Below are 24,029 nucleotides of genomic sequence, written 5' to 3'. Positions count from 1 at the left end.
ACGGGTACGAGTGTGATCGGAGACACCGTCCTGTGCCATGCTCGACCCGTGACGAGCGAGTACGTGCCTCCCGTGGACACCGGCGCCGTCGCCGAGCTGGCAGCCCTGGCCAGGATCGTGTCCCGGCAGCGCGCCGAGCTGGACCGACTGCGGGAATCGGTGGCCGCTTCCGCGGTGGTGGAGCGCGCCAAGGGTGCGCTGATGGCCGCCACGGGCTGCTCCCCCGACGCCGCGCACGAGGCGCTGGCGCAGCGGGCCGAGGCCGGTGACCGCACGCTGCTGGAGGAGTGCTGGCTCACCCTCGGCGCCCTGATGCCCACCGCGCCCGCCACCACAGCGCCCTCCGGTACGGTCTCCGCCGGTAAGGTCCCCGCCGCCGAACCGCTCGCCCCGGCCGTGGCCCGGGAGACGCCCGGCCGGCCCGGCACCGCCGAGATCCTCGCCCGTCTGGGCAAGGCCCTGCTGCACGTCGGCTCCCCGCAGGAACTGGCCGGAACGCTCCGCGAGCACCTGGCACCCCGGGTCGACGCCGACGCGGTGCTGCTCTACCGGCGGCTGCCCGGCGACGGCCTCGAACTCGTCGGACACGCGGGACTCGACGCGACGCTCGCCGCCCAGTGGCACCAGGTGCCGCCGCTCCAGGGGTTCGCCCCGCTGGAGGTGCTGAAGGCGGGCGAGCCGCTGTGGCTGGAGCACTTCACCGAGGACCGGCAGGCGTTCCAGCTCATCGACGAGCCGCCCGGGCGCTGGCTGTCCCGGGCCTGGCTGCCGGTCTCGGCGGACACGGTCCTCGGTGTGCTGCGCCGCCGCGAGGACGCCTTCCGGCTCGCGGACCGCGAGCTGCTGCAGTCCGTCGCCCGGCTCGGCGCCGGCCGGCTCGGCGCCCTGGGCACCCCCGCCGAACCGCTGGCCTCGGACCTGTCCGCGGCGGTGCAGTCGGTGCTCGACGCGCTGCCGGGAGCGACGGTCCTGCTGGTCCCGCTGCGCACCGCAGCCGGGGAGGTGGAGGACTACCGCATCGAGGCGGCCGCTCCGGGCGCCGTCGACATCCTCGGCCGCACCGGTCGCGAGCTGATCGGCTCGCACATCCTGGAGAGCTATCCGTCCGTCGCCGGCGAGTCGCTGTGGCAGGGGTATCTGAAGGCGCTCGGCGGGGGCGAGCCGTACGAGGGCGAGCCGTTCGTCTACGAGGAGATCGTCGCGGGGGTGACCGTGACCGCCACCTACTCGGTGCGCGCGACGCGGCTCGGTGACGGGCTGCTGGTGACGTGGCTGCGGCACGACACCGAGGAGCGGCAGGAGCAGCGGCTGGCGGAGCTTCAGCGGCTGGGCAACCTCGGCTGGGCGAACTGGAACCTGGTCACCCGCCAGGTCAACTGGTCGTCCCAGGTGTACACCATCCTGGGGCGCGACCCGGGACGCGGAGCGGTGCCGCTGGACCTGCTGCCGGACCTGGTGCTGCCCGAAGACGCCCATGCGCTGGCCCGTGCCGTGTCCGAACTCGCCCGCTCCGGCCGGTCGTTCGACGTGCCGTTCCGGATCAGGACCGGGAACGCGGTACGGCATCTGCGGGCCGTCGCGGAGGCGGTCAGTGCCGCGGACGGCACGGTCGTCGAGGTGCACGGGTTCGTGCAGGACCTCACCGCGCAGCGCAGCGCCGAACTCGCCCTGGTGGACAGCGAACGGGCGATCCTCGTGCAGCGCGGTGTCCTGGATGCCGAGCGTGCGCTCGCCGCCCGGCTCCAGCACGCGCTGCTGCCGCTGCCCAGCAATCCGGTGCGGCTGCACGGGCTGCGCGTCGAGGTCGCCTATCTGCCCGCCCAGGCGGGGGTGCACGTCGGCGGTGACTGGTTCAGCGCCATCGAACTGCCCGACGAGACCGCGCTGTTCGTGGTCGGCGACGTGGCGGGCCACGGGGTCGACGCGGTCGCCACGATGGCCCAGCTGCGGTTCACCGCCAAGGGCATGGTGAGCACCGGGTCCTCGCTGACCGGTGCGCTGGCCCGGCTCAACTTCCTGCTCCTGCACTCGCGCGACGCCCAGTCCACCGCGACGCTCGTCCTCGCCCGCTACGAACCTGCCGCGCGGCGGCTCGCCTGGGCCCAGGCGGGTCATCCGCCGCCCCTCCTCGTGCGCGGGGGCAGGGCCCACCGGCTCGACCGTCCGGCCGGCATGCTGCTCGGCGCGTCGGCGGACCCGGTCTACGAGTCGGCCGAGTTCCAGCTGGAGCCCGGCGACCGGCTGCTGCTGTACACCGACGGCCTGGTCGAGCGGCCCGGCGAGGACATCGACGCGGGCCTGGACCGCCTGGCCGCCGCCGCGCTCGCCGCCGGACCCGGCACCCTGGACGCGCTCCTCGCCGCGATGCTGGCGGGTGAACGCCGCGACGACGTGTGCGTGCTGGACATCCGGGTGCCGGTGGCGGACGAGGAGTAGCCGCACCTGCGGGCCGTCAGCCGCCGGTGAGGCTGGTGCGGGACTCCAGGGAACGGCGGGTGTCGTCGCCGTAGACACCCCGTTCGTCCCCGCTGATGCCGTACCAGATCTGGAAGCGTTCCACGGCGGCGGTCAGGGCCGCGTCGTAGGTGCCGCCGGTGGAGCCGTCGCGGTAGACGTCCGGGATGCGCAGCAGGCGCTGCTCCAGCTCGACGACCTCGGGACCGGTGTCGCCCTGGCGGAGGGTGCCGGCGCCGTCGGGGTCGGTGGAGGTGTCCGAGGCCGACGGGGTGGAGGCCGGTGCCGTGGTGGCGGACTCGGACGGCTGGGCGGCCTCGGCGGTGCCCTCCCGGCCTGGAAGCAGCAGGGCGCAGCCGAAGCCGACCAGGGCGGCCGCGCCGACGGCCACCATGACGGCGGCCCGGCGCAGTCCCGGCCCGAAGCCGAAGGAACGGGAGTGGTCGGTGCCGTGGCCGCGGCTGCCGGGCGCGGTGCGCGGGCCGTCGGTGACGGGCGGCAGTTCCTGGGTCTCGTCCTCCGTGCCGGAGCCGAAGGAACCGGTGCCGGAGCCGGCGGCCGGTTCGAAGGCCTCGAAGTCCCCGAGACCCCGGCCTCTCCCCTCCCTTGCCTCCTTCGCCTCCTGTGCTTCCTTCGCTTCTCTCGTCTCCCGCGTCCTCTCGGCGGCCTCCGCGTCGGCGCGGAACTCGCGCATCAGCTCCGCGAGGGTGTCGAGCCGGCGCGGGCGAAGGACCCGGACGGGTTCCAGGACCGGCCCGCGGTGCGGCTGTTCAGGGTCGGGCGGTGTCGACACACTGCTCTCCTTCCACTCCCCGTGCGCACGGGGAGTCCGCGATCCCCGAGTACACATACGGGAGGACCGCCCCGCCGGTTCAGCCCGGGGCGCGACCGGGCCCGAAAGGACAGGCGGAGCACTCAGTCCCCCTCCCCGCTGCACTGAGTGCCACGCGAGCCGACGGAATGCTACGTTCGCGTCCATGAGCTCCAGCAGCGTGGCACCGCCCGCCAAGCCGCCCATGCGGGACGCCCTGGTCGCGGCCGCCTTCCGGCTCTTCGTGGAGCGCGGGTACGAGCAGACGACCGTCGACGACATCGTCGCCCTCGCGGGCGTCGGGCGCCGGTCGTTCTTCCGCTACTTCCCGTCCAAGGAGGACGTGGTCTTCCCCGACCACGAGGGGTGCCTGGCCGACATGACGGCCTTCCTGGCGGCGGACGCCCCGGAGTGCGAGCCGGTGCGGCGGGTGTGCGACGCGGCCCGGCTGGTGCTGCGGATGTACGCGGAGAACCCGACGTTCTCCGTGCAGCGCTACCGGCTCACCAAGCAGGTGCCGGGGCTGCGCGCGTACGAACTGTCGGTGGTGTGGCGCTACGAGCGCGCGCTCGCCGAGTACCTGCGCGGCCGGTACGCGGGCCGCCCCGACGGGACGCTGCGGGCGGACGTCGTAGCCGCGGCCGTGGTCGCGGCGCACAACAACGCGCTCCGGTCCTGGCTGCGTTCGGACGGGCGGGTCGACGCGGACGAGACGGTCGACCACGCCCTCGGGTACGTGCAGGCCGCGTTCGGCGCCCCGCCCGCGGCCGGCCCCGCCGCGGGCGGGGCGCCGGCCGCGCTCTTCGGCGCCCCGGCGGAACACCCGGACGACGTGGTCGTCCTCGTCTCCCGGCGGGACGCCCCGCTGTGGCGGGTGGTCCAGGAGATCGAGACCGCGTTCGGCCGCGCCTGAGATTCCGGAAGACCGCATATTCGGGGTACGCAGTGCCTTTACGACTGGCACTGAGTGCCATACGCTGTCGGCGTGCACGGTGGCACGGCCAACCGGGCACAGGCGCGTCCGGCCGGGTCCGGACACGCGGGATTCCGGGCGAGCGCAGGGAGTTGACCAGCGTGTACCACCACTCGACGAGCGCCGTGCAGTCGGCGGTCGGATTCGCGACGGGCGTTCTCGACCCCGTGCCCGCGGACCGGGCCAAGGACGCCATCGTCTACCAGCGCTGCACCTGGTGCGGCACCGCGATGTACCACCGCCTGCTCTGTCCGGTGTGCCAGGGCAGCGAGCTGCGGACGGAACGCAGCGAGGGCACGGGCACGGTCCGCCACTCGACGGTGGTACACCGCAACACCCCCGCCGCGCGCAACGTGTCCCTGATCGAGATGGCCGAGGGCTTCGTGGTCCGCGGCCGGGTCATGGGCCCGCCGATCGGCATCCACAGCGGCGACCGCGTCAGGCTCTCCACGGCCAAGGACCCGGTACGGGGCGAGCCGGTCTTCCAGCTGCTGGACGAGCCGTACCGGGCCTGGAGCTGACGGTCACGCATCCGGTCGCCCGGTGAACCAACCGCCCGACCGGGCCTGCGCGGCGGCGCACGTGACCCGTCACTCGCGCCCCACAGGCAACCCACAGACTCCATTCCCCCTCCTCCGGAGCGCGAGGGGCTCTCCGGGACCGCCCGGGTGGCCCGTGCTCGCGGTCCGAGGAGGAGGGAACATTGGTCCGTACCCGGCGCATATGGGTCACCGCGGCGGCGGTGCTCGCGCTCGTGGGAGGAGTGTCCGGCACCACCGCGCACGCTCGACAGGCCCCGGTCGCAGCCACGTCCGACGGGAAGCTGCCACCGGGCTGGCACATCGACCAGGGGCGGCAGGCCCCCCAGTTGGTGTGGCGGTCCGGCAGCCGCGTGCCGATGGGGGACGCGCGGGTCGAATTCCGTGCGGGCGGGCGCCTGTTGGGGGTGCCGGAGCCTGAGCGGGACGGGCGCACCTTCCGGCTCGGCCTGGACGGGGCCCGGGCGGGGGCGCTGAAGAACCTTCAGGTCTGGTCCGGTGGACGCCGGTTGGACTCCCGGCCGAGCGCGCCCGCGGCCACGCCACCGGCGGCGGTGCGGCCCCCGGCCCCGCTGCCGGCCAATCCGGTGGACCCGGGCAGACCCGGCCCATACCGGACGAAGACGGGCTCGTACCGGCTCAAGTCGGTGCGGCTTCCCGGGTTCTCCGTCCCGGTCGAGATGCAGGCCGTGGTGGTCGCGCCCACCGGGGCCGCCGGGCCCCGCCCGCTCGCGCTGTTCCTGCACGGCCGCCACGCCACCTGCTACGCCCCGCACGGCGGCTCCGACGACGCCTCCGGCGCCTGGCCGTGTCCGGCCGGCACGCTCCCCGTACCGAGCCACCGGGGTTACCTGCGTGACCAGCAACTGCTGGCCTCCCAGGGCTACCTGACGGTGTCGATCTCGGCCGACGGGATCAACGGCCAGGACTGGCAGGCCGAGGACGGCGGCGCACAGGCCCGTTCGTCCCTGATCCGGCTGCACCTCGCGCACTGGGCCGACTGGGCGCACGACCCTCGCCACGCACCCCCGATCGTGCGCGAGTCCCCCCGCGCCGACCTCTCCCGCGTGCTGCTGATCGGCCACTCGCGCGGCGGCGAGGGTGTCGACCGGGCGGCGCTGGACAGCCTGTACCCGCCGCCGGCGGACCAGGACGGCTACCACGGCAGGGTGCGCTGGCACATCAGCGGGACCGTGCTGATCGGCCCGACCGTCTTCGGCCAGAACCCGGTCCCGGACGTGCCGTCGCTCACGATCCTGCCGGGCTGCGACGGCGACGTCTCCGACCTCCAGGGCGAGGTGTACGTCGACGGCACCCGCGGCGTCAGCAGCGGCAAGGCCCTGCACAGCGCGGTGTACGTGATCGGCGCCGACCACAACTTCTTCAACACCGAGTGGACGCCGGGGCAGGCGCAGGCCCCCGCGGAGGACGACTTCTTCGACGACCCGGACCACCCGGACCCGGTCTGCTCCCCGGGTGCCGCGACCCGGCTGACCGCCGGCCAGCAGCACCGGGCGGGCTCGACGTACATCGCGGCGGCGGCCCGGCTGTTCGTCGCGGGCGACGACAAGGTCCGTCCGCTGCTTGACGGTTCGGGGCGGCGGGCGCCGTCCGCGGACCCGGCGCGGGTGCTCGGCCACGCGGTCGGCGCGAACCGCGGTGCCGGGTTCCTGCCGGACGGCAAGGTGACCGTGACCGGTGGCCGGCTGTGCTCGGCGGTCGATCCGGACCCGGCGGTGGCCTGCCTGGGCGAGGGCGCCACGGGTGCCTCGCCGCACTTCGCGCAGTGGGAGACGGCACGGGAGTCCGGCCGGCACGCGATCGCGCTGCGCTGGACGTCCGCCGGAACCCCGGCCCGCGTCCGGGTGGCGCGGCCGGTGTCGCTCTCCGGTGCCGACGCACTCGCGCTGCGGGTCTTCGTGCCGCCGAACTCCCGGGGCACCGCCCTCGACGTGTCCGTCACCGACAGCCACGGCCGAAAGGCCACGCTGGGCCGGGTCCGCGTCGACGGACTGCCCGGCAGCGACCGCACCGCGTCCTACTGGGCGCGCGAACTGCGCGTCCCGCTGACCGCCGCCCACCGGGCCGGCCTCGACCTGCGGTCGGTCACTTCCCTTGGACTGACGCCGCGTTCGGGCTCCGGACGGGCCTGGCTGATGGACGCCTGGGGCTGGCGGCCGGGCACCCCCGCGGTCCACGCGGCCGGGCTGCCGCGCGTCGACCTCGGCCGGCTCACGGTCGACGAGGGCGACTCGGGTGTCCGGACCTACCACGTCCCGGTGCGGGTGTCCGGGCGGGGCAGCGGCCAGGTCCGGGTGTACGTCGTCGACCCGGCGACCGGAACCGCGAAGGACCGCCTGGTCACCGTGCGGCCCGGCGGCCACGGCGTCGACGTGCCGGTGAAGGTACGGGGCAACACCCGCTACGGCGCCGACGTGCCGTACGACGTGCTGGTCAAGGCCGTCCACGGGGCGGTCGTCGGCTCCTACCTGGGCGGGGTGACCGTGCACGACGACGACCCGGCGCCCACCGTCACCGTGACCCCGCTCGCGGACCGGGTGACCGAGGGCTCGGCCCTGAAATGGCGGATCTCGCTGTCGGAGACCGCGGACACGGACATCGCCGCCCTGTTCGTGCCGGTGCCGGCCGGCAGCGGCGGCACGGAGCTGTCCACCAAGGACGTCGACCCGGCCTGGCTGGCAAACGCCTCCGGCGCGGATCCGGATCCGGAACGCCCGCTGTCCCAGGTCGACGGCCTGTACCTGTGGCTGGACGTGCCCGCCGGGCAGACCGGCCTCGACGTGACCGTGCCCACCGTACGGGACCAGGTCACGGAACCGGCCGAGTCGGTGACCTTCCAGCAGGCGGACGACGACGGCAAGCCCCTGCCCGGCGGTCTGACGCTCACCGGAACGGTGCTGGACGCCTCGTAGCGCTCCGCGCGCCCTGAGGAGGTCCCGGCCTCCTCAGGGCTTCAGGGTCACCCGGATGCCGAGCGTGCCCTCACTGCCCCGGCGCAGCCTGCTGCCGAGCAGGACGAGGCGGCCGGAGACGCCGTACTTGCGGGCGATGAGACCGCGGTAGCGGGCGGCGGTGGCCGCGTCGGTGATCTCGGCGGTGGCCGGGACGGGGTCGCCGGTCGGGTTGCCTCGCACGTCACAGGTGCCGACCGTGACGTCGGCGCGGCGGCGGATGCGCTTGACCTTGAACGAGTCGGCGACCGTCCAGACCCCGAGCGCGTCCCCGTCCCGCACCACCCACACCGGCGTGGGCACGGGGGTGCCGTCCTTGCGGTAACTGGTGACCAGAAGGTACTTGCCGGCGCCGAGCCGGTCCAGGGCCGTACCGGTGATGTCGTCCATGCCCGGAGTCTAGGCCGACGGCGCGGGCAGCGCCCCAAAGGGGCGCTGGGGAACTGCGCGACCGGCCCCCACCGACCCGCGGTCGGCGAACGGGCAAACCAGGGGAGTGCTCAGGCGTCCGCACGCCCCTCAAGTAGTTCGAGATACCTCCGCGCGAACAGATACGCGTCACCGGGCCACCGGGCCGACAGATACGTGCCGTCCTCGACGACGAACGCGTGGCTGTCGTCGGTCGCCGTGCCGCGCCGGGTGAGCTCACGGGGACCCCGCTCGAACCGGCCTGCCGGATCGGCGAGGGCGCCGCGCACCTCGTCCTCGACGTACGCGGGGTAGGTGCGGTAGTAGCGGCCGAGACGCCAGCCGGTGGTCAAGTAGGCCGTACGTTCCATGTACTTGGGCAGGCAGGTGGTGCGGCGGCCGGACAGGACGCTGCGCCCGGTCTCCGGGTCCCGGGTGCGGGCGAGCACGAGGACGCCGTGGCAGATCGCGCCGACCGGACGGCCCAGTGCCCAGAACTTCCGCACCTGGTCGCGCAGTTCGGACGAGCCGAGGTACTGGCGCATGCCGGGCGCGTGCCCGCCGGGCAGCAGCAGCCCGTCGAAGCCGGTGACGTCGAGGTCGGACCAGGCGGCCGTGGCGGTGAACTCCGGCGCGGCGGTGAGCTGTTCGTAGAAGCGCTTGGGTTCGTCCTCGGCGCCGAGCTGTCCGAACAGGACGCCGGTGAGCAGCCGTGGGTCGGCCGCGGGCCGGGTGCCGGCGCGTTCGGTGGCGAAGACGACCTGGTGGCCGGCCCGGGTCAGCTCCCGCCAGGGCACGGCCACCTCGGTCACGTCGAAGTCCCGGTCGGGAAGCGGCATCAGCACACGCATGCGGCCATGATGTCAGCCGCACGGTCACACCTCACACGAGCGCCGCCGCCATCCGCCGTACCGCCTCCGTGATCACCTCGGGCGAGGTGGCGAGGTTGAACCGGACGTGCCCGGCGCCGCCGGTGCCGAAGCGGAGGCCGGAGTTGACGGCGACCCGGCCGCGCTCCAGGAAGACCTCGGCCGGATCGTCGCCGAGGCCGAGGGCGCGGCAGTCGAGCCAGGCGAGGTAGGTGGCCTCGGCGGGCCGGTACCGGATGCCGGGCAGCCGGCGGTCGATCAGGTCGGCGAGCAGGCGCCGGTTCTCGTCGAGGCCCGCGAGCAGGGCGTCCAGCCAGGCGGTGCCGTCGGTCAGGGCGGTCGTGTGGGCGATGACGCCGACGTGGCTCGGGCCGTGGCTGACCTCCTCGGGCAGCCGGGCGAGGTCGGCGGCGGCCCCGGGCCCGGCCACGGCGAGGGCGGCCTTGAGGCCCGCGAGGTTCCAGGCCTTGGACGCCGACATCAGGGACAGCCCGCGTTCGGCGCCCGGCACGCTCAGGTACGGCACGAAGCCGACGCCCGTGGCGGTGAGCGGGGCGTGGATCTCGTCGGCGACGACCCGGACGCCGTACCGCTCGGCGAGCGCGCTGACGGCGGTGAGTTCACCGGCGGTGTGGACGGTGCCGGTCGGGTTGTGCGGGCTGCACAGCAGGTAGCCGGCCCGCCGGCCGCCGAGCCCGCGGAACGCCGCCTCCAGCACGTCGGGGTCGATCCGGCCGTCGCCGCCGAGCGGGGCCTCCACCACCTGCCGGTCCATGTGTGCGACGAACTGGTAGAACGGCGGGTACACCGGCGAGTTGACGACCACCGGGTCGCCGGGCCCGGTGACGAGTCTCAGCATCTCGACGACGCCGAGCATCACGTCGGGGACGATCGCGGTGCGGGCCGCGTCGAGCCCGTCCCAGCCCCAGCGTTTCGCGGCGAACGCGGCGAGCGCCTCGGCGTAGGCGGTGCCGGCCGGGTAGCCGGTGTCGCCGAGTTCCATCGCGTCCGTGACCGCGCGGACGACCGCCGGGGCGAGCGGTACGTCCATCTCGGCCACCCAGACCGGGAGCACGTCCTCGGGATAGGTGCGCCACTTCATGCTGGTACGACATCGCAGCCGGTCGAGGGTGAGGGCGCGCAGCGGGTTCGGTTCGCCCGGATTCTCCTGCGGGATGCTGGTCATGGGCTCAAGATAGGCGGCTGCGGCGGGGCCGGGAACGAGGCGTACGGCCGCGCCGCACTGCCACGGGATCGTAAAGATCACCAACGCTGTGAACGTCCTGGGGGCCGCCGACGTATGGAGAGCAGGGCGCTCGACGACCGGAGGGCCCCGCGGTGCAGGCACCGCGCGTTCGGGGTTTCGGGAGCCATGGATGAGGCACGCACGACGACGGGTCGTCCGGCGGGGGACACAGCTGGCGGCGGTCGGCGGACTCCTTCTGGGAGGCGCGATGGTCACCACGGCCATGGCGAGCGAGACTCCCGGCACGTCCGCCGTCCCGTTCAGCTCGGGCTCCGCGACCGCGGCCGGTGACGCCGGGGCGGCGCTGGTGGCGAAGCTCGGCACCGCCCGTACGGCGGGCAGCTGGATCGGCGCCGACGGCAGGCCGGTGGTCGCGGTGACCGATGCCGGGGCCGCGGCGATGGTGAAGCAGGCGGGCGCCGAGCCCAAGATGGTGTCGCACAGCATGAACGAGCTGAAGGCGGCCACCGCCACGCTGAAGGCCGCGCCGCGGGTGGCCGGCACGGCGTGGGTGGTGGACTACAAGACGAACCGGGTGACGGTGGAGGCCGACAGCACGGTCTCCGCCTCCGACTGGTCGGACCTGAGCCGGGTCGCGGCGGACATCGGCGGTTTTGTGCAGATGCAGCGCTCCGAGGGGAAGTTCACCACCCGGCTGAACGGGGCGCAGCCCATCCTGTCGACGGGCGGCCGTTGTTCGGCCGGGTTCAACGTCACCAACGGGACCACCGATTTCATCCTCACCGCCGGTCACTGCGGCCCCGCCAACACCATCTGGTTCGACGAGGGCCAGGGCAACGACCAGCAGGTGGGCACCACGATCGACACGCAGTTCCCGGGCAACGACTTCTCGCTGATCCAGTACGCGAACGGGAAGGCCGGTGACAACCCGGACGTGGTCGCGATCGGCAACGGCCAGGGCGTGCGGATCACGGGGGCTGCCGATCCGACGGTCGGCGAGAAGGTGTTCCGCAGCGGCTCCACCAGCGGTCTGCACGACGGCACGGTGACCGCGCTGAACGCGACCGTCAACTACCCGGAGGGCACGGTCACCGGGCTCATCCAGACCAACGTGTGCGCCGAACCGGGCGACAGCGGCGGCCCGTTGTTCTCCAACGGCATCGCGCTGGGGGTGACCTCGGGCGGCAGCGGCGACTGCACCACGGGCGGGGTGACGTTCTTCCAGCCGGTGACGCGGGCGATGGCGGCGCTGAACGTGCAGCTGATCGTGACCAAGCAGGCGGCCGGGGCGCAGGGCGCGACGCCCGCGCCGTCCGCGTCGGCCAACCACAGCGCCATCGCGCCGAGCGCGGCCTCGCCGGGTTCGACGGCGCCGGTCACCGGGGACGACACCAGTCTGGTCGCCCGGCTCACGGACACCCGCAACGTCGGTCCGGGTCTGCTGGTGATCGGGGGCAGCCTGATCGCGCTGGTGGGCACGCGCTTCATCCGCGCCGAGCAGGACCGCAAGGCCTACCAGCGCTACTACTCGGCCACTTGGGGCTGACGGGATGGCGGGGGGCGGCGCGGGGTCTGCCGCGCGAGGTCCGACGAGAAGGGCACCCGGCCGCTGCGGGTGCCCGGGACGGGCGGTCGGGCCGGCTGGCCCGGCTGCTACGGGGTCGCCGCCGCCCATTCGAGGACGAGCCGCTGGTACTCCTCGCGCTGCTCGGTGCTCAGTGTCCCGCCCGACCGGAGCCACAGGGCCCGGATCTCCTCGTTGACCTCGTCGGCCGATCGCTCGGTGACGGTTTCAACAGTGGTGGACATGGTGTGAAGCATATGCCGGTAGGCGTGAAGGCGCCGTGAGTAAGTACGACCGATACGGACATATCGGACCGTGTTACTCGTCACGTCAATATGTCAAGCACAGGCGGGAGTTCGATGCGGTCCGGCACCGCCCGCACCTGCGGAAACGGCAGTTCAGCCACCGGCCCGGCCGAGCACCAGAACCTGGATCGCCAGGACGGCCGCACCCCGCGCCCAGTCGTGGAAGTCGGAGACCTTGGTCTCCAGTCCGAGCGGGGCGGCGAGCGGGTGCCGGTGGGCGCGGACCGTCTCGCGCACCGTGTCGCCGGCCACCTCCATCAGGCCGACCCCCTCCCCGGCCAGCAGGATCTTCTGCGGCATCACGAAGTTGGCGATCTGCGCGAGCAGTGTGCCCAGCGCCCGGCCGGCCTCGCCGATCACCCGGGCGGCCATCGGCTCGCCCGCGGCGGCGCCGGCGAGGATCTCCTCGTACGACGCGTCGCGGCCGGTGGCGGCCCGGACCTGGTAGCGGATGCTGGGGATGGTGAGCAGCGACACGGCGCTGCCGCGCTCGCCCTGCGGGGTGAGCGGGCCCAGCGGGTCGATGATCCAGTGCCGCCCGAAGCCGCGGTCCTCCTCGGCGCAGGGGACCCGCTTGCCGCCGAGCACCAGGCCGTAGCCGATGCCGGCGCCGATGGTCAGCACGACGAAGCGGTCGAGTCCGCGGCCGGCGCCGAACCAGGTCTCGGCCTCGACCAGGGCGGCCACGTCGTTCTCCACGACGACCGGCAGCCCGGTGCGCTCGCCGACCAGCCCGGCCAGCGGGACGTCGCGCCAGGACAGGTAGGGCGACTCGCCGACCACCGCGTACTCGCGCACGAACCCGCCGACGCCGATGCCGATGCCCGCGACGGCGGGGTGGCGGGCGACGAGCTCGGCGGTCATGGCGGCCAGCAGGTCGGCGACGTACTCGGGGTCATGGCCGGCGAGCGGCCGGTCGAGGCGGGCGACGATGTCGCTCCTGAGGCTGGTGACGACGGCGTAGGCCATCTCGTCGGTGATCTTGAAGCCGATGAAGGACCGGGACTCGGCGACCACGGCGAGCGGCTGCGAGGGCCGGCCCTGGCGCGCCTCCGCCGGGGCACCCGCCCAGGGGGCCTCGACGAGCAGGCCGGACTCGATGAGCGGCTTGGTGAGGCGGGTGAGGCTGCCCTGGGAGAGGTTCAGCCGACGGGCCAGCTCGGTGCGCGACAGCGGGCCGTGGACGAGCACCTCGATCGCCACGGAGCGCTCCGCGGAGCTCAGCGGCAGCCAGTCGGTCACAGCTTCCCTTTTCTTCCGGAACTGAAGCAACCAAGCCACCCTACTGTGCGCCGGGTGCGCCGCATAAGCGCCCTGCTCGCACCTTTCCGACTTCCTTCCGCCCCTTGACGCCAAGATTCTTCCGCGGCGAAAGTAACCTCCATGACTTTCTCACTCGGCATCGTCGGCGCCGGACAGTTCTCCGGCCAGTTCGCCACGCTGTTCCAGGCCCATCCCGGCGTCGGCGACGTGTACGTCACCGACCTGCTGCCCGAGCGGGCGGAGAAGCTCGCCGCCGCCCAGGGTCTGGCGGGCACCTTCCCGTCGTACGAGGCCATGCTGGAGTCCGACGTCGACGCGGTGGCGATCTTCACCCAGCGCTGGACGCACGGCCCGCTGGTCCTCCAGGGCCTGAACGCCGGCAAGCACGTGTACTCCGCGGTCCCCATGGCGATCACCACCGAGGAGATCGCCGCGATCATCGACACGGTCAAGGCGACCGGGCTGACGTACATGATGGGCGAGACCAGCCAGTACAACCCGGCCACCGTGCACGCCCGCAACCAGATCGCCGAGGGCGCCTTCGGGCGGCTCTTCTACGCCGAGGGCGACTACGTCCACGACATGGACCTCGGCTTCTACGACGCCTACCGCTACAGCGGCGGCGAGAACTGGAAGGCGACCGCCAGCTATCCCCCGCTGCTCTACCCGACGCACGCGGTGGGCGGGGTGCTCGGCGCCTGGCAGACGCACGCCGTGAGCGTGTCGGCGATCGGTGTCACCGACGACCGCGGCGACGGCGTCTTCGACAAGGAGGTCAGCCAGTTCGGCAACGACGTGTCCAACGCGACCGCGCTGTTCGAGGTGGCCGGCGGCGGCTCGTTCCGCACCAACGAGTTCCGGCGGGTGGGCTACCCGTCCCACATCCGTGAGTCCCGCTTCCGGTTCTTCGGCACGGAGGCCAGCATGGAGCAGCTGGCGACGGTGGCCCTGTGGCAGGACAAGAAGGGCGTCCACGACATCAGCGAGCTGCTCGAACCCAAGCCCACCATGTCCCCCGACGACCCCTCGCTCCAGCACATCGCGCCGGAGCTGCGGGCCGCCTTCACCTCCGGGTCGGCGCCGGTGCACGACCGGGCGCGGCTGCCGCGGGAGTTCGACACGCTGCACAACGGACACGAGGGCAGCCACCACTTCCTGGTGGACGACTTCGTGACCGCCGTCAACACGCGCAGCCTGCCGTCGGTCAACGCGTGGGTCGCGGCCCGCTACACCCTGCCGGGCATCGTCGCGCACGAGTCCGCGCGGCAGGGCGGGGCCAGGCTGGAGATCCCGGACTTCGGGGACGCCCCGGAGAGCTGAGCCGGAGCCGCCGGCCGGAGCCGGCGGCGCGGGCCGGGTGCCGTCAGGTGCCCGGCTTGCGGCCGTAGACGTAGACGTCGTCGCCGGTCTTCAGCAGCGACCAGTACTTCTTGGCCGTGGTGGGGGTCATGTTGACGCAGCCGTGCGAGCCCGGCGGGTTCCACATGCTCAGACTCACCGAGTGGAAGGCCTGGCCGCCGTCGAAGAACTGGCTGTAGGGCATCGGCACGTTGTAGACGGACGAGACGTGGTCGATGTCACGCCAGTAGATCTTCTTCAGACCGGTCCGGGTCTCGAACCCGTTCCGGCCGGTACGGACCGGCACCGGGCCGTAGACCAGCTTGTTGCCGTCCTGGATCCAGCTCAGCTGGAGCGTGAGGTTGACGCAGGCGATGCGTCCCTTGTTCGTCGGGCACTTGCCGGCCTTGTTGGGCTTGTTCCCGACGGCCTTCTGCTTGTTCATCAGGTCCATCACGCCCCAGGTGACGGGACCCGCGTACCCGACGGCGGGCGTGATGCCGTGCTTGTTCTGGAAGGCCTGGATCGCCTTGCAGTCGGCCGTGGACTGCCTGCCGTCGACCGGCCGGCCGAGGAACTTCTCGACCTGCTTCTGGTACGGCCCGGCCTGCGTGGTGCAGCTCGCCGCCTGCGCCGGAGCCGAGGTGAGGGCGAGCGTGAGCGGCGCCACAAGGCCCGTGACACCGAGCACTACCGCACTTCGTCTGCGTATGTCCCCCATATGACGTCTGTCTCCTTTTCCTGCGCTGTGGTCTCGTCGTACTGGACCGCCCGATGCGCGGCATTGGTTGTAGCCCGGGGCCGGCTGTGACGAAACGGTTAACTTGGCCGCCGCGGCCGACCGGGCCGACATCGGTCCACCTACCCTGAAGTGGCCCGCGCCACAGCGTCGTGGCCGACCTAGTGTGCGGGTCATGCACCCCGCGCTCGCCGGCGATCTCGCCCGGCTTCCCGAACTCCTCCAGTCCGCCCGCGACGTGGCCGCCCGTGCGGCTGCCGGGTCGCCCGAGCGGCCGGTGGCCGCCGTCGGGCCCGCACCCGCGCGGGCGCCGCTGCCCGAGCGGGGGGAGGGCGGGGCCGGCGCGCTGGCCCGGTTCAACGAGCGGTGGGCGCCGGGAATGTCCGCCTCAGCCGGACCACGCTACCTCGGTTTCGTCACCGGCGGTGTGACCCCCGCCTCCCTCGCCGGCGACTGGCTGACCTCCGCCTACGACCAGAACCTGTCCGGCGACGCCGGCTCCTGGGGCGCCGCCCTGGAGCGCGAGACCGTGTCCTGGCTGGCCGAGCTGTTCGGGCTCGGCGAGGCGCACAGCGGGGCGTTCGTGACCGGCGCCACGATGTCGAACACGGTCGGCCTGGCCATCGCCCGGGAATGGCTCGGCGAGCGGCTCGGGGTGGACGTCGCGCGGGCCGGGGCCGCCGCGCTCGGCCCGGTCGACGTGCTCTCCGGCAGCCCGCACTCCAGCGTCGGCAAGGCGCTGTCGGTGCTCGGCATCGGCCGGGACCGGCTGCGGCAGGTCCCGCTGCTGCCCGGCAACCGGGAGGCGGTGGACGTGACCGCGCTCGACGCGGCGCTGGCCGCCCTGGAGGGGCGGCCGGCGATCGTCGTCGCCAACGCGGGCACGGTGAACACCGTCGACTTCGACGACCTGCGGGCGATCGCCGCGCTGAAGGAGCGGTACGGCTTCTGGCTGCACGTGGACGCCGCGTTCGGCGCCTTCGCCGCCCTGTCCCCCGCCCACGCCCCGCTCGTCGCCGGTCTCGACGCGGCCGACTCGGTCTGTGTCGACCTGCACAAGTGGCTGAACGTCCCCTACGACGCGGCCGTCCAGTTCACCCGCCGCCGCGACCTCCAGGTGGCCGTCTTCCAGAACGAGTCCCCCTACCTCGGCGCGCCGACCGGCACCCCGGACTTCCTGCACCTGACCCCGGAGAACTCCCGCCGGATGCGGGCGCTCCCGGCCTGGTTCGCGCTGACGGCGTACGGCCGGGACGGGCACCGCGAGATCGTCGAGCGCAACGTCACCGAGGCCCGCCGCCTGGGCGACGGCATCGATGAGCTGCCCGCCCTGCGCCTGCTCGCCCCGGTCCGGCTCAACGTCGTCTGCTTCACCCTCGCCGAACAGCCCACCCAGGAAAGGGTGACCGCCCTGGCCCGGTCGGTCGCCGCGTCCGGGGAGGCGTTCCTGACGCCGACGGTGTACGGCGGGGTGCCCGCGCTGCGGGCGGCGTTCAGCAACTGGCGGACCACCGGGGACGACACCCGGCGGGTGCTGGCCGTCCTCGCGGCCGCCTCAGCTGCTCTCTGACCCCTGCCGGGCCTCCCGGTGCGGGTGCAGCGCCGCGTGGAACCCGCTGTGCACAGCGGTGAGTCCGCCGTCGACACTCAGCGTGGTGCCGGTGATCCAGGCGGCGTCGCGGGAGGCGAGGAAGGCGACGGCGGCGGCGATGTCCTCGGGTTCGCCGACCCGGCCGAGCGGGTACAGCGGGCGGACGGCGTCGAGTTCGTCCTCCCGGTCCGCCCAGGCCGAGGTGCGGACCGTGCCCGGCTCCACCAGGTTGACCCGCACCCCGCGGGGGGCCGCGTGCCCGGCGAGGGTGCGGGTCAGGGAGGCGAGGCCGGCCTTGGCGGCGCTGTAGGCGTGGTTGCCGAAGTCGGCCCGGGCGTTGACGGATCCGATGCTGACGATCGCGCCACGGCCGGAGGCGGCGAGATGCGGGAGGGCGGCCCGGCAGCAGCGGTGGACGCCGGTGAGCGTGATGTCGAGGTCCAGGGCCCACGCGTCGTCCTGCTGGTCCTCGAAGCGGGGGACGTCCGGGGTGCAGTGCGCGGCGCAGTTCACCAGCACGTCCAGGGTGCCGAAGGAGGCGACGGCCCGCTCGACGGCCGCCTCCACCGAGTCCCGGTCGGCGACGTCGCAGGCGAACGCCGCAACCGCCAGCCCCTGTTCGCGCAGCACGGCCGTGGTCCGCTCCGCCTCGGGCAGGTCCCGGTCGGCCGCCAGCACCCGTGCGCCCTCCTCGGCCAGTCGGCGGGCGACAGCCGCGCCGATGCCGCGGGCCGCGCCCGTGACGAGAACTCCGTGTCCGGCAAAGCGAGTCAGTCCGGTCATGACGACGACCGTACGGGCCGGACGATCAACAGGACAGATACCGTGCGCCCATGACCGCGCTCCTGCAGCAACTCCCCACCCTGATAGGCGTCGTGATCGGCGCGCTCGGTTCGTATCTCGCGGTGGTGCGGGGTGACCGGGCGCGGTTCAGGCGGGAACAGGAGGCGCGCTGGGAGGAGCGGCGGCTCGCCGTGTACAGCGACTACGCGCGGGCGCTGAAGAAGACGGTGAACCTCACCTACCGGGTCGCCGCCCATCTCGGCAACGACCCGCATCCGCACCCGATCTCCCCGGCCGAGGCCGAGCCGCAGCTGGCGGCGGCCACCGACGGCCGTGATCCGGCCGGGGAGGCCCTGATCATGCTGGGCAGCCGGGAGGTGGTGGAGCAGGCGCGGGAGTGGGTGACCGCGGTGATGGCCATGGAACGGTTCATGCGCTCCGGGGCGGTCGACCCGGACGCCTGGCAGGACCTGCTGGCCCGGCAACGGGCCTGCCGGGAGCGGTACTACACCGCCGTACGCGAGGATCTCGCGCTGCCTCCGGGGCACCCGGCGCTCTGGCCCACCCGGCCGGCGTCCGACGGCTGAGGGCGGGCCGGTTCCGCGGAGGCCGGTGGCGGGCCCTCCGCGGAAGCCGACTTCGCGTGCGGGTCAGTGTCCTCGGGCGATCCACTCCGCCAGCTGGGGTGCCTCGGCGCCGATGGTGGTCGGGTCGCCGTGCCCGGTCAGGACCTTCGTCTCCGGCGGGAGGGTGAGCAGCTTGTCCCGGATGGAGTCGATGATCGTCGGGAAGTGCGAGTACGACCGCCCGGTCGCACCGGGGCCGCCCTGGAAGAGGGTGTCGCCGGTGAAGACGACCCCCAGGCCGGGGTCGTGGAGGCAGACGGCGCCGGGGGCGTGTCCTGGTGTGTGCAGCACGGTCAGGTCGGCGCCGGCGGCCTCGATGACCAGTCCGTCGGACAGGTGGTTGTCGGGGTCGCGGTCGGGGTGGGTGAGCTTCCACAGCGGCAGGTCGTCGGGGTGCAGCCAGATCTTGGCGCCGGTGAGATCCGCGAGAGCGGGGGCCGCGTCGATGTGGTCGTTGTGGGCGTGGGTGCAGACGATCGCCTTCAGGACGCGGTCGTCGACCGCCTCGGCGATGGCCCGGGCGTCGTGCGCGGCGTCGATGACGATCACTTCGCGTTCGTCGCCCACGATCCAGACGTTGTTCTCGACGTCCCAGGTGCCGCCGTCGAGGGTGAACTGCCCCGCGGTGACGAGTCGTTCGATGCGCGTGGTCATCAGAGCACCACCACCGAGCGCAGCACGTCACCGTGGTGCATCCGCTCGAAGGCCTTCTCCACCTCGTCGAGCTGGATGGTCTCGGTGACGAAGGCGTCCAGCGGCAGCCGCCCCTGGAGGTGCAGGTCGATGAGCATCGGGAAGTCCCGGGTGGGCAGGCAGTCCCCGTACCAGCTGGACTTGAGGGCGCCGCCGCGGCCGAAGACGTCGAGCAGCGGGAGTTCCAGCTTCATCTCGGGGGTGGGTACGCCGACCAGGACGACGGTGCCGGCGAGGTCGCGGGCGTAGAAGGCCTGCCGGTACGTCTCGGGGCGGCCGACCGCCTCGATGACGACGTCGGCGCCGAAGCCGCCGGTCAGCTCGCGGATCGCCTCGACCGCGTCGTTCTCGCGGGAGTTGACCGTGTGGGTGGCGCCCAGGGCGCGCGCCTTCTCCAGCTTCCGGTCGTCGATGTCGACGGCGATGATCTTCGCCGCGCCCGCCAGGCGGGACCCCGCGATCGCCGCGTCACCGACCCCGCCGCAGCCGATCACGGCGACCGAGTCGCCGCGGCCGACGTTGCCGGTGTTGATCGCGGCGCCGATGCCCGCCATCACACCGCAGCCGAGCAGCCCGGCGACCGCCGGGGACACGGCCGGGTCGACCTTGGTGCACTGCCCCGCCGCCACCAGCGTCTTCTCCGCGAAGGCACCGATACCGAGCGCCGGGGAGAGCTCCTGGCCGGTCGAGGCCAGGGTCATCCTCTGCTTGGCGTTGTGGGTGTTGAAGCAGTACCAGGGCCGCCCGCGCAGACACGCCCGGCACTGACCGCACACCGCACGCCAGTTGAGGATCACGAAGTCACCGGGCGCCACGTCCGTGACACCCTCGCCGACCGACTCCACCACACCGGCGGCCTCGTGCCCCAGCAGGAAGGGGAACTCGTCGTTGATACCGCCCTGCTTGTAGTGCAGGTCGGTGTGACAGACCCCGCAGGCCTGTACCTGTACGACGGCTTCGCCCGGCCCCGGGTCGGGCACCACGATCGTCTCGACCCGCACGGGTTCGTCCTTGCCCGGTGCGATCACCCCGCGTACTTCCTGCGCCATGGGCCTGCCCTTTCCTCGCTCTGCTGACGTACTGCCTTCCGACCCTACGCGGGAACGATCAGCGACGGCACGCATCGCCCGGCGCGGATCGTCGTCCATATACCCCCGGGGGTACCTCTGCTACGGTGGCACACATACCCCCGGGGGTAATTCACCAGGGGGATCGAGGAGAGGAGTGTGCTGCCGTGTCCTTCATCGACACCATCGAGGTGCCCGGACTGGGCAATCGCGGCTATCTTGCGGGCGGAGCGCACGGCGCCGTCGCGGTCGACCCGCCCCGGGACGTGGACCGGGTGCTGGCGGCCGTCGCCCGGCGCGGGGCGCGGCTCACGCAGGTCGTGGAGACCCACGTGCACAACGACTACGTCTCCGGCGGCCTGGAGCTGGCCCGGCTGACCGGGGCCGCGTACGTGGTGCCGGCCGGGGCGCGGGTGGCGTACGAGCGGGTGCCGGTGGCCGACGGGGACGTGCTGGAGATCGAGGCGGGCCTCGCGCTGCGCGCGCTGGCCACCCCCGGGCACACCCCGCACCACACGTCGTACGTGCTGGAGGAGACCGGCCGTGCGGTGGCCGTCTTCACCGGCGGTTCGCTGCTGATCGGCACGGTGGGCAGGCCCGACCTGGTGGAGCCGCGGCTCACCGGCGAGCTGGCACGGGCGCAGCACGCCTCGGCGCACCGGCTGGCCGCCGAGCTGCCGGACGGGACGGCGGTACTGCCGACGCACGGCTTCGGCAGCTTCTGCTCGGCCGGGGACGCCGCCGGGCCTGACACCACCATCGGCAGGGAGCGCGTGGTGAACGACGCGCTGGTCAAGGACGTCGACACGTTCGTCACGGAGCTGCTGGCGGGCCTGGACGACGTACCGGCGTACTACGCCCACATGGGCCCGCTGAACGCCGGCGGCCCGGCCCCCGTCGACCTCACGCCGCCGGGCCGGGCGGACGCGGCGGAGCTCGCGGCGCGGCTGGCCGCCGGGGAGTGGGTGGTGGACCTGCGCACCCGGGTGGCGTTCGCCGCGGGGCATGTCCCGGGCACCCTGAACTTCGAGGCCGACGGGCAGCTCGCCACCTATCTGGCCTGGCTGCTGCCCTGGGGCCGGCCGGTCACGCTGCTCGCCGAGTCGGCCGCCCAGCTCGCCGCCGCCCAGCGGGAGCTGACCCGCGTCGGCATCGACCGCCCGGCCGCGGCGGCCACCGGCACGCCCGAGGCCTGGCTGCGCGCGGGCGAGCGACCCCGGTCCTTCCCCCGGGCCACCTTCGCGGAGCTGGCCGCGCGCGGCACGCAGGACGTCGTCGTCCTGGACGTGCGCCGGGACACCGAGCGGGCCAGCGGCCATCTACGGGGCTCGCTCCACATACCCCTGCACCAGGTGCGGGAGCGGCTCGGCGAGATACCCGGCGGCACGGTGTGGGTGCACTGCGCGGGCGGGATGCGGGCCGCCGTCGCCGCCTCGCTGCTCGACGCGGCCGGGCGCGATGTGGTGGCCGTGGACGACGGGTTCCCGGCGGCACGCGCGGCCGGGCTGCCGATGGCCCGGCTCACCCCGGCCGAGGCGCGGGAGCGCGCGGACGCGGACGCCGTACTGCTGGACGTCCGCGAGGCCGGCGAATGGGCGGCCGGACACGCGCCGGGGGCGATGCACGCCCCACTCTCCGGGCTGACGGCCGGTGCTCCGCTGCCGCCGGCCGCCACGGACCGCCCGCTCGTCGTGATCTGCCACTCGGGCCGGCGCTCCCGGCAGGCGGCGGCACTGCTGACCGCCCGCGGGCTCGACGCGGTCGACGTCGTGGGCGGGATGACCGCCTGGCGCGCGGCAGGCCTCGCGGTGACCGCCGGGGGCACCGCCGGATGACCGCGCTTCTCCTCGCCCTCGGCTCCGGGGCCGTCACCGGGCTGGCGCTCGGGGCCCTGGGCGGCGGCGGCAGCGTGCTCGCCGTACCGGCACTGATCTATCTGCTCGGCTTCAGCCCGGCCGCGGCCACCACCGCGAGCCTGGTCGTCGTCACGGTCACCTCGGCCACCGCGCTGGTCGCGCACGCCCGCGAGGGCGCGGTGCGCTGGCGGGCCGGTGCGGTGTTCGCGGCGGCCGGGGTCGTTCCGGCGGCGGTCGGCGGAGCGGTCTCCCGGCAGCTGCCGGCGGCGCTGCTGACCGGCGCGTTCGCGGTGCTCGCCGCCGTGGCGGCCCTGCGCATGCTGCGTCCGGCGGCCGTCCGGTCCACGGCGCCGGTACCGGCCCGGGCGTCCCGGGTGGCCGGGGCGGGCGCCGGTCTCGGCGCGGTGACCGGGGTGCTCGGGGTGGGCGGCGGCTTCCTCGCCGTGCCGTCCCTGGTGAACGTCGTGGGGCTCCGGATGCGCGCCGCGATCGGCACGAGCCTCCTGGTCATCACGATCAACTCACTCACCGCGCTGGCAGCACGCGCCGGTGCGGCAGCCGACATCGACTGGTCGGCCGTCGGCCCCTTCGCCGGCGCCGCGATCCTCGGCGCCTGGGACGGCAAACACCTCGCCTCCCGCCTCTCCGCAACCACCCTCCAGCGCCTCTTCGCCTACGCACTCCTCACGGTCGCCGCCTTCATGCTGACCGACGCACTCACCTGACCCGCCCCGCAAGGGTCGCTGGGGTCGCACCGATCGGCAGCGCCCCGCAAGGGGCGCGGGGAACTGCGCGACCAGCTACAACGACGCCGCAGACGACAGACGGCACATCGCGCCACTTCCGACGAACCGCGCAAGCCAACACACCGAACAGCAACGCCCCGCAGGGGGCGCGGGGAACTGCGCGACCAGCCACGACGGCGCGGCAGATGTCAGATCGCGGCGCTCGCGGCGAAGCCGCTCACGCGAGCGAGAGGAACAGCTTCTCCAGTCGTGCCTTCATCTGCTCGCTCGTCTCACCGTCCACCCCACTCCGGGCGGGGTCGACGATGCACTGCTGCAGCCCGGTCGCGATGATCGCGAAGCCCGCCCGGTCCAGGGCGCGCGAGGCCGCGGCGAGCTGGGTGACCACGTCCTCGCAGTCGCGGCCCTCCTCGATCATCTTGATCACGCCGGAGATCTGCCCCTGCGCCCGGCGCAGCCGGTTCAGCACCGACTTGAGCTCGTCGCCCTCGAACTGAAGCTCCACGACCACCACTCCTTACATACCCGTAGGGGTATTTTACCCGCCCCTCGGGCGAACCCACCGCTCATCACTGCAAGGAAGGATCGCATCCGCCATGACCACCACTCCCCCGAACCCGGATCTCACCCCCGACCAGGCCCTCGCCCGCCTGCCGGAACTGACCGTCGTCGACGTCCGCACGCCCGCCGAGTACGCCGCAGGCCATGTGCCCGGCGCCCACAACATCCCCCTGGACAGCCTGGACCGGGCCCTGCCCGCGCTGCGCACGGCGCACGGCGGGCTCCTCCTGGTCTGCGCCTCCGGCGCCCGGGCCGAGCGCGCCCGGTCGGTCCTCGCCGGGCACGGCATCCCGGCGGCCACCCTCACCGGCGGCACCAGCGGCTGGGCCGGACACGGTCACGAACTGCACCGACCCCGGGGCGGGTCCCGTGCGACCTGGGCCATGGAGCGCCAGGTGCGGTTCACCGCCGGGGCCGCCGTCCTCGTGGGCCTGGGCCTCGGCCCGCTGCACCCGGCCTGGCTGCTGCTGTCGGCGGGGGTCGCGGGCGGCCTGGTGTTCTCGGCGCTCACCGACACCTGCGGAATGGCCGCGATCCTGTCGAGGCTGCCGCACAACCGGCCGCGTCCGGCCGACCTCGACGCGACCCTGGCGAGGCTCGGTTCCGCCCGTGGCTGACCGGGCACCGGGGCCGGAACCGGCCGTCGTAGCCTGGGGGTCGTCGG

22 protein-coding genes are annotated in these 24,029 nt (G+C 73.6%); 11 read left to right on the top strand and 11 right to left on the bottom strand.

The features are described 5' to 3' along the window. The first annotated feature begins 48 nt into the window (after positions 1-48). The gene (locus ACGF5O_RS31440; RefSeq protein WP_393813266.1) at positions 49-2,436 is read left to right on the top strand and encodes a SpoIIE family protein phosphatase; all 2,388 of its coding nucleotides are present in this window, start codon (positions 49-51) and stop codon (positions 2,434-2,436) included. A gap of 16 nt (positions 2,437-2,452) precedes the next feature. On the opposite strand, the gene ACGF5O_RS31435 is transcribed toward ACGF5O_RS31440, so the two are convergent. After that, a complete protein-coding gene (locus ACGF5O_RS31435; protein WP_393813265.1) occupies positions 2,453-3,247 on the bottom strand; it encodes a peptidoglycan-binding protein in 795 nt (264 codons plus the stop codon). A gap of 184 nt (positions 3,248-3,431) precedes the next feature. On the opposite strand from ACGF5O_RS31435, the gene ACGF5O_RS31430 reads away from it, so the two are divergent. From ACGF5O_RS31430 to ACGF5O_RS31420, 3 genes are all read left to right on the top strand, one after another. Beyond that, positions 3,432-4,178 (top strand): TetR family transcriptional regulator, encoded by a 747-nt coding sequence (locus ACGF5O_RS31430; RefSeq protein WP_393813264.1) that lies wholly within the window; start codon positions 3,432-3,434, stop codon positions 4,176-4,178. A 161-nt stretch (positions 4,179-4,339) separates the two neighbouring features. Then, positions 4,340-4,759 carry a Zn-ribbon domain-containing OB-fold protein gene (locus ACGF5O_RS31425; protein WP_393813263.1) on the top strand — a complete coding sequence of 140 codons (420 nt, stop codon included), beginning with the start codon at positions 4,340-4,342 and terminating at the stop codon, positions 4,757-4,759. A 182-nt stretch (positions 4,760-4,941) separates the two neighbouring features. After that, entirely contained in the window at positions 4,942-7,710 is a 2,769-nt protein-coding gene (locus tag ACGF5O_RS31420) for a hypothetical protein (protein WP_393813262.1), read from the top strand. Positions 7,711-7,743: 33 nt separating this feature from the next. Here the strand turns inward: ACGF5O_RS31420 and ACGF5O_RS31415 are convergent, their stop codons facing one another. The 3 genes from ACGF5O_RS31415 to ACGF5O_RS31405 all read right to left on the bottom strand — a co-directional run bounded on the left by ACGF5O_RS31415 (position 7,744) and on the right by ACGF5O_RS31405 (position 10,212). After that, the gene (locus ACGF5O_RS31415) at positions 7,744-8,139 is read right to left on the bottom strand and encodes a PPOX class F420-dependent oxidoreductase (RefSeq protein WP_393813261.1); all 396 of its coding nucleotides are present in this window, start codon (positions 8,137-8,139) and stop codon (positions 7,744-7,746) included. 110 nt (positions 8,140-8,249) lie between these two features. Beyond that, positions 8,250-9,008: a type 1 glutamine amidotransferase domain-containing protein gene (locus ACGF5O_RS31410; protein ID WP_393813260.1), complete on the bottom strand. Its 759-nt coding sequence runs from the start codon at positions 9,006-9,008 to the stop codon at positions 8,250-8,252. A 31-nt stretch (positions 9,009-9,039) separates the two neighbouring features. After that, entirely contained in the window at positions 9,040-10,212 is a 1,173-nt protein-coding gene (locus ACGF5O_RS31405; RefSeq protein WP_393813259.1) for a MalY/PatB family protein, read from the bottom strand. 190 nt (positions 10,213-10,402) lie between these two features. Here ACGF5O_RS31405 and ACGF5O_RS31400 point away from each other — a divergent pair, with 190 nt between their 5' ends. Next, positions 10,403-11,779: a S1 family peptidase gene (locus ACGF5O_RS31400; RefSeq protein ID WP_393813258.1), complete on the top strand. Its 1,377-nt coding sequence runs from the start codon at positions 10,403-10,405 to the stop codon at positions 11,777-11,779. Between the two features lie 107 nt (positions 11,780-11,886). Here ACGF5O_RS31400 and ACGF5O_RS31395 read toward each other — a convergent pair whose 3' ends face one another. Next, complete coding sequence (locus ACGF5O_RS31395; protein ID WP_351500593.1) at positions 11,887-12,042, bottom strand: hypothetical protein; 156 nt, start codon at positions 12,040-12,042, stop codon at positions 11,887-11,889. A gap of 153 nt (positions 12,043-12,195) precedes the next feature. Beyond that, positions 12,196-13,344, bottom strand: a complete 1,149-nt coding sequence (locus ACGF5O_RS31390) for an ROK family protein (RefSeq protein ID WP_393813257.1) — start codon at positions 13,342-13,344, stop codon at positions 12,196-12,198. 141 nt (positions 13,345-13,485) lie between these two features. On the opposite strand from ACGF5O_RS31390, the gene ACGF5O_RS31385 reads away from it, so the two are divergent. Further along, the gene (locus tag ACGF5O_RS31385) at positions 13,486-14,685 is read left to right on the top strand and encodes a Gfo/Idh/MocA family protein (RefSeq protein WP_393813256.1); all 1,200 of its coding nucleotides are present in this window, start codon (positions 13,486-13,488) and stop codon (positions 14,683-14,685) included. Between the two features lie 43 nt (positions 14,686-14,728). Here ACGF5O_RS31385 and ACGF5O_RS31380 read toward each other — a convergent pair whose 3' ends face one another. After that, positions 14,729-15,424, bottom strand: a complete 696-nt coding sequence (locus tag ACGF5O_RS31380; RefSeq protein ID WP_393813255.1) for a L,D-transpeptidase family protein — start codon at positions 15,422-15,424, stop codon at positions 14,729-14,731. Positions 15,425-15,617: 193 nt separating this feature from the next. Between ACGF5O_RS31380 and ACGF5O_RS31375 the strand changes: the two genes are divergently transcribed. Further along, positions 15,618-17,012 (top strand): pyridoxal phosphate-dependent decarboxylase family protein, encoded by a 1,395-nt coding sequence (locus tag ACGF5O_RS31375; protein WP_393813254.1) that lies wholly within the window; start codon positions 15,618-15,620, stop codon positions 17,010-17,012. Here the strand turns inward: ACGF5O_RS31375 and ACGF5O_RS31370 are convergent. Continuing rightward, a complete protein-coding gene (locus ACGF5O_RS31370; RefSeq protein ID WP_393813253.1) occupies positions 16,998-17,816 on the bottom strand; it encodes an SDR family NAD(P)-dependent oxidoreductase in 819 nt (272 codons plus the stop codon). The genes ACGF5O_RS31375 and ACGF5O_RS31370 overlap by 15 nt on opposite strands. 50 nt (positions 17,817-17,866) lie before the next feature. Between ACGF5O_RS31370 and ACGF5O_RS31365 the strand changes: the two genes are divergently transcribed. After that, on the top strand, positions 17,867-18,403 hold the full coding sequence (locus tag ACGF5O_RS31365) for a hypothetical protein (protein ID WP_393813252.1): 537 nt from the start codon (positions 17,867-17,869) through the stop codon (positions 18,401-18,403). A gap of 63 nt (positions 18,404-18,466) precedes the next feature. On the opposite strand, the gene ACGF5O_RS31360 is transcribed toward ACGF5O_RS31365, so the two are convergent. Together ACGF5O_RS31360 and ACGF5O_RS31355 are read right to left on the bottom strand one after the other, a co-directional pair. Then, entirely contained in the window at positions 18,467-19,096 is a 630-nt protein-coding gene (locus ACGF5O_RS31360; RefSeq protein ID WP_393813251.1) for an MBL fold metallo-hydrolase, read from the bottom strand. Beyond that, a complete protein-coding gene (locus tag ACGF5O_RS31355) occupies positions 19,096-20,184 on the bottom strand; it encodes an S-(hydroxymethyl)mycothiol dehydrogenase (RefSeq protein WP_393813250.1) in 1,089 nt (362 codons plus the stop codon). Before ACGF5O_RS31355 ends, ACGF5O_RS31360 begins: the two co-directional genes overlap by 1 nt. Positions 20,185-20,369: 185 nt before the next feature. Between ACGF5O_RS31355 and ACGF5O_RS31350 the strand changes: the two genes are divergently transcribed. Next, positions 20,370-22,037: a rhodanese-like domain-containing protein gene (locus ACGF5O_RS31350; protein WP_393813249.1), complete on the top strand. Its 1,668-nt coding sequence runs from the start codon at positions 20,370-20,372 to the stop codon at positions 22,035-22,037. Continuing rightward, positions 22,034-22,783 (top strand): sulfite exporter TauE/SafE family protein, encoded by a 750-nt coding sequence (locus ACGF5O_RS31345; RefSeq protein WP_393813248.1) that lies wholly within the window; start codon positions 22,034-22,036, stop codon positions 22,781-22,783. Before ACGF5O_RS31350 ends, ACGF5O_RS31345 begins: the two co-directional genes overlap by 4 nt. A 238-nt stretch (positions 22,784-23,021) precedes the next feature. Here the strand turns inward: ACGF5O_RS31345 and ACGF5O_RS31340 are convergent, their stop codons facing one another. Further along, positions 23,022-23,309 carry a metal-sensitive transcriptional regulator gene (locus ACGF5O_RS31340; protein ID WP_393813247.1) on the bottom strand — a complete coding sequence of 96 codons (288 nt, stop codon included), beginning with the start codon at positions 23,307-23,309 and terminating at the stop codon, positions 23,022-23,024. Between the two features lie 91 nt (positions 23,310-23,400). Here ACGF5O_RS31340 and ACGF5O_RS31335 point away from each other — a divergent pair, with 91 nt between their 5' ends. Beyond that, entirely contained in the window at positions 23,401-23,982 is a 582-nt protein-coding gene (locus tag ACGF5O_RS31335) for a rhodanese-like domain-containing protein (RefSeq protein ID WP_393813246.1), read from the top strand. Positions 23,983-24,029 lie beyond the last annotated feature (47 nt).

Origin of the sequence: Streptomyces sp. NPDC048291, assembly GCF_043201715.1 — a bacterium.
Classification (GTDB): Bacteria; Actinomycetota; Actinomycetes; order Streptomycetales; family Streptomycetaceae; genus Streptomyces.
This window is presented reverse-complemented; position numbering and strand designations above follow the sequence as displayed.